Source organism: Bradyrhizobium sp. PRIMUS42 (assembly GCF_023006515.1).
Taxonomy (GTDB): domain Bacteria; phylum Pseudomonadota; class Alphaproteobacteria; order Rhizobiales; family Xanthobacteraceae; genus Bradyrhizobium.
Window position 1 is genome coordinate 1 of record NZ_JALBGZ010000464.1, and the last position, 5159, is coordinate 5159.

Consider the following 5159-nt stretch of genomic DNA (forward strand, 5'->3'; position numbering starts at 1 on the left):
AGCCTGCTGGAAATGACGTGCGACGCGCATGCCGCGGCCGCCCATGACGACCATGGTCACGACGATCACGGCCATGACGACCACCATGTTTCCGAGCCGCCGGCGGCCGGCTCGCGCGCTGCCGAGCTGATCACGACCGGGCTGCTGTTCGTCTCGGCGGCGCTGTCCTGGATGACGCTGGTCGACGTCGGCTTCATGCACCACGACTACAGGATCCAGCTGCTGCCCTGGATCTTCTCCGGCGAGCTCCAGGTCTGGTGGACGCTACGGGTCGACACGCTCACCGCCGTGATGCTGGTGGTGGTGACCACCGTGTCCTCGCTCGTGCACCTTTATTCCATCGGCTACATGGACGAGGACCCGAACCGGCCGCGCTTCTTCGGCTATCTCAGCCTGTTCACCTTCGCCATGCTGATGCTGGTGACGGCCGACAACCTCGTGCAGCTGTTCTTCGGCTGGGAAGGCGTGGGTCTCGCCAGCTACCTCTTGATCGGGTTCTGGTACCAGAAGCCGTCGGCGAACGCCGCGGCGATCAAGGCCTTCGTGGTCAACCGCGTCGGCGATTTCGGTTTTGCGCTCGGCATCTTCGCGATCTTCATGCTGGCCGGCTCGACCGATTTCGAGACCATCTTCCATGCCGCGCCCGGTCTGACCGGCAAGACCATCAACTTCCTCGGTTGGCATGCCGATGCGCTGACCCTGACCTGTCTCCTCCTGTTCATGGGTGCGATGGGCAAGTCGGCGCAGTTCCTGCTGCACACCTGGTTGCCGGACGCGATGGAAGGCCCGACCCCGGTCTCCGCGCTGATCCACGCCGCGACCATGGTCACCGCGGGCGTGTTCATGGTGGCGCGCCTGTCGCCGCTGTTCGAGCTCGCGCCGAATGCGCAGGCCGTCGTGATGTTCTTCGGCGCCACCACGGCGTTCTTTGCGGCGACCGTCGGCCTCGTCCAGAACGACATCAAGCGCATCGTCGCCTACTCGACCTGTTCGCAGCTCGGCTACATGTTCGTGGCGATGGGAGCAGGGGCCTATTCGGTCGGCATGTTCCATCTGTTCACGCACGCCTTCTTCAAGGCGCTGCTGTTCCTAGGCTCCGGCTCGGTGATCTACGCGATGCACCACGAGCAGGACATCCGCAACATGGGCGGCCTCTGGAAGAAGATCCCCTACACCTACGCGGTGATGGTGGTCGGTACCCTGGCGCTGACCGGCTTCCCGCTCACCGCCGGCTACTTCTCCAAGGACGCGATCATCGAAGCGGCCTACGCCTCGCATAATCCGTTCGGGGTGTACGGCTTCCTGATGACGGTCGTCGCGGCTGGCCTGACCTCGTTCTACTCCTGGCGCCTGATTTTCAAGACCTTCCACGGCGAGCCGCATGACGAGCATCATTACGAGGCCGCGCACGAGGCTCCGCTCTGGATCCTGATCCCGATCGGCGTGCTCGCGGTCGGCTCGTTCGTCGCAGGGTTACCGTTCAAGGAGCTGTTCGCCGGTCACGGCGTCGAGGAGTTCTTCCGCGAGTCCGTGAAGATGAACCCGCACATCATCGAGGAGATGCACCACATCCCCGAGACCATCGCGTTCCTGCCGACGGTGATGATGGTGCTGGGCTTCCTCGTCTCGTACCTGTTCTACATCCGCCGGCCTTACCTGCCGGTCGAGCTCGCGAACACACAGCCGATGCTGTACCAGTTCCTGCTCAACAAATGGTACTTCGACGAGCTCTACGACATCATCTTCGTCCGTCCGGCGAAGTGGATCGGCTACCAGCTCTGGAAGAAGGGCGACGGCTTCATCATCGACGGTCTTGGCCCCGACGGCGTCTCCGCCCGCGTGCTGGACGTCACCCGCAACGTCGTGAAGATCCAGACCGGCTATCTCTATCACTACGCGTTCGCCATGCTGATCGGCGCCGCCGGCCTGATCACCTGGTTCATGTTCGGCTTTGGAGGCCAGTAAATGATAACCTGGCCCATTCTTTCGGTCACGACGTTCCTGCCCCTGGTCGGCGCGCTGATCGTCTATCTCAGCCGCGGCGATGACGAAGCGGCCCGGCGCAATTCGCGCTGGATCGCGCTCTGGACCACGCTGATCACCTTCGCGGTGTCGGTAATCCTGGTCATGCGCTTCGACCCCAGCAATCCCGACTTCCAGTTCGTCGAGAAGGCGAATTGGCTCGCGACCGGCATCACCTACCACATGGGCGTCGACGGCATCTCGCTGCCGCTGGTGATCCTCACCACCGCGGTGATGCCGTTCTGCATCATCGCGAGCTGGAAGGCGATCACCAACCGCGTCCGCGAATACATGATGGCGTTCCTGATCCTGGAAACGCTGATGATCGGCACCTTCTCGGCGCTGGATCTCGTGCTGTTCTACCTGTTCTTCGAGGGCGGCCTGATCCCGATGTTCCTGATCATCGGCGTCTGGGGCGGCCCGCGCCGGGTCTACGCGTCGTTCAAGTTCTTCCTCTACACGCTGCTCGGCTCGGTCTTGATGCTGCTCGCCATCATGGCGCTGTACTGGAACGGCGGCACCACGGACATCCCGACCCTGATGCACACGGCCGTGCCGCGGTCGTTGCAGACCTGGGCGTGGCTGGCCTTCTTCGCCTCGTTTGCGGTGAAGATGCCGATGTGGCCGGTGCACACCTGGCTTCCCGACGCGCACGTCGAGGCGCCGACCGCGGGCTCGGTGGTCCTGGCCGCGATCCTGCTGAAGATGGGCGGCTACGGCTTCCTGCGCTTCTCGCTGCCGATGTTCCCGCTGGCCTCGCACGACTTCGCGCCGCTGATCTTCACGCTCTCGGCCATCGCCATCATCTACACCTCGCTGGTGGCGCTGATGCAGGAGGACATGAAGAAGCTGATCGCGTACTCGTCCGTGGCGCATATGGGCTTCGTCACCATGGGCATCTTCGCCGGCACCATGCAGGGCGTCGCCGGCGGCGTGTTCCAGATGATCTCGCACGGCATCGTCTCCGGCGCGCTGTTCCTCTGCGTCGGCGTCGTCTACGACCGTCTGCACACCCGCGAGATCGCGGCCTATGGCGGCCTCGTCAACCGGATGCCGCTCTACGCGCTGACCTTCATGGTCTTCACCATGGCCAATGTCGGTCTGCCCGGCACCAGCGGCTTCGTCGGCGAGTTCATGACGCTGCTCGGCACCTTCAAGGTCTCGATCCCGACGGCGTTCTTCGCCAGCTTCGGCGTGATCCTGTCGGCGTGCTACGCGCTGTGGCTCTACCGCAAGGTCGTGTTCGGGGCGCTGGTCAAGCCGTCGCTGGCGAGCATGAAGGATCTCACCTTCCGGGAGTGCCTGACGCTGTTCCCGATGATCGCGCTGACGATCCTGTTCGGCGTCTATCCGAAGCCGGTGCTCGACATGTCGGCCGCCTCGGTCCAGCAACTCGTCAACAACTACAACACCGCTGTGACGGCCGTGAAGGCCGCCGCACTGCTCCAGTGATCGGGCAGGTCAGGATATCGCCATGAGCTTTGAGACTGCAGGTTATCAACTGGCGCCGGTACTGCCCGAGATCGTGCTCGCGGTCGGCGCCATGGCGCTCCTGATGCTCGGCGCCTATCGCGGGCAGGAGACGACCAAGACCGTCACCTCGCTGGCGGTCGTGCTCCTGGTCGTGGTCGGCGTGCTCGAATACATGCTGCCCGCGGGCAAGCATGTGACCTTCGGCGGCAGCTTCATCGTCGACGATTTCGCTCGATTCATGAAGATCCTGGCCCTGATCGGCTCGGCGGTGACACTGGTGCTGTCGACCGAGTTCCTCTCCGACCCCTCGCGGCGGATCTTCGAGTACGCCATCCTTGTGCTGCTCTCGACGCTCGGCATGATGGTGCTGATCTCGGCCGGCGACCTGATCTCGCTCTATCTCGGCCTCGAATTGATGTCGCTGGCGCTCTACGTCGTGGCGGCCTCGAACCGCGACAACGCCAAGTCGACCGAAGCCGGTTTGAAGTATTTCGTGCTCGGCGCGCTGTCCTCGGGCATGCTGCTGTACGGCGCCTCGCTCATTTACGGCTTCACCGGTACCGTCAGCTTCACCGGCATCGCGGCGGCCGCGACGGTCTCGAATGTCGGCCTCGTCTTCGGCCTCGTCTTCCTGCTTGTCGGCCTCTGCTTCAAGGTCTCGGCCGTGCCGTTCCACATGTGGACGCCGGACGTGTATGAGGGCGCGCCGACCCCGGTCACCGCCTTCTTCGCCTCGGCGCCGAAGGTGGCGGCGCTCGCCGTGTTCACCCGCGTCACGCTGACCGCATTCCCCGGCATCGTCTCGCAGTGGCAGCAGATCCTGGTGTTCGTGGCGATCGCCTCGATGGCGCTCGGCTCCTTCGCCGCGATCGGCCAGAGCAACATCAAACGCCTGATGGCCTATTCCTCGATCGGCCACATGGGCTTCGCGCTGGTCGGCCTTGCCTCCGGCACGGTCGAGGGCGCGCAGGGTGTCCTGATGTACATCGTGATCTATGTCGCGATGACGCTCGGCTCGTTCTCGATCATCCTCGCGATGCGCCGCAACGGCCAGGCCGTCGAGCAGATCAGCGATTTCGCAGGTCTGTCGCGGACCAATCCGCTGCTCGCCTTCATGTTTGCGATGCTGCTGTTCTCGCTGGCCGGCATCCCGCCGCTCGCCGGCTTCTTCGCCAAATGGTACGTCTTCGTCGCCGCCATCAAGGCGAACCTGTTCACGCTCGCCGTCATCGGCGTGCTGACCAGCGTGGTCGGCGCCTACTACTACCTCACCATCGTCAAGACGATGTATTTCGACGAGCCGGCCGGCCAGGTCGATCCGGTGCGCGTTGAGGTGAAGACGGTGCTGGCGGTCGCGGGCCTGTTCAACATCCTGTTTGCGCTGTTCGCAGGTCCGGTGGTGAGCGTCGCTTCCGCCGCCGCAAAGTCGCTGTTCTAGGATGGCTTTCGCGCTCGGTCCTCGCGCATCGGCCGCGGGCTATAAGCTCGCGGCGTTCGAACGGATCGGCTCGACCAATACCGAGGCGATCGAGCAGGCGAGGGCCGGCGAGCGCGGCCCGATCTGCGCTTCGCTTGTCGGGGACGACAGCGGAGATTGAGGCTTGCTCAATTTGGACGGGCGCGAAAGCGCGCCCTTAACAAATTCCCACGCGTCATATAACCGC

General features: G+C 63.9%; 3 protein-coding genes and 1 pseudogene. All 4 read left to right on the plus strand.

The features are described from left to right. Positions 1–1965, plus strand: a 1965-nt coding sequence (gene nuoL, locus MOV75_RS26680; RefSeq protein WP_247006881.1) for an NADH-quinone oxidoreductase subunit L, incomplete at its 5' end; no start/stop codon positions are given. After that, positions 1966–3474, plus strand: a complete 1509-nt coding sequence (locus MOV75_RS26685) for an NADH-quinone oxidoreductase subunit M (protein ID WP_246928537.1) — start codon at positions 1966–1968, stop codon at positions 3472–3474. A 22-nt stretch (positions 3475–3496) separates the two neighbouring features. Next, positions 3497–4933 carry an NADH-quinone oxidoreductase subunit NuoN gene (gene nuoN, locus MOV75_RS26690; protein ID WP_246928540.1) on the plus strand — a complete coding sequence of 479 codons (1437 nt, stop codon included), beginning with the start codon at positions 3497–3499 and terminating at the stop codon, positions 4931–4933. A 1-nt stretch (position 4934) separates the two neighbouring features. After that, positions 4935–5057: pseudogene (locus MOV75_RS26695) on the plus strand (biotin--[acetyl-CoA-carboxylase] ligase); the annotation flags it as partial. Positions 5058–5159: the final 102 nt, after the last annotated feature.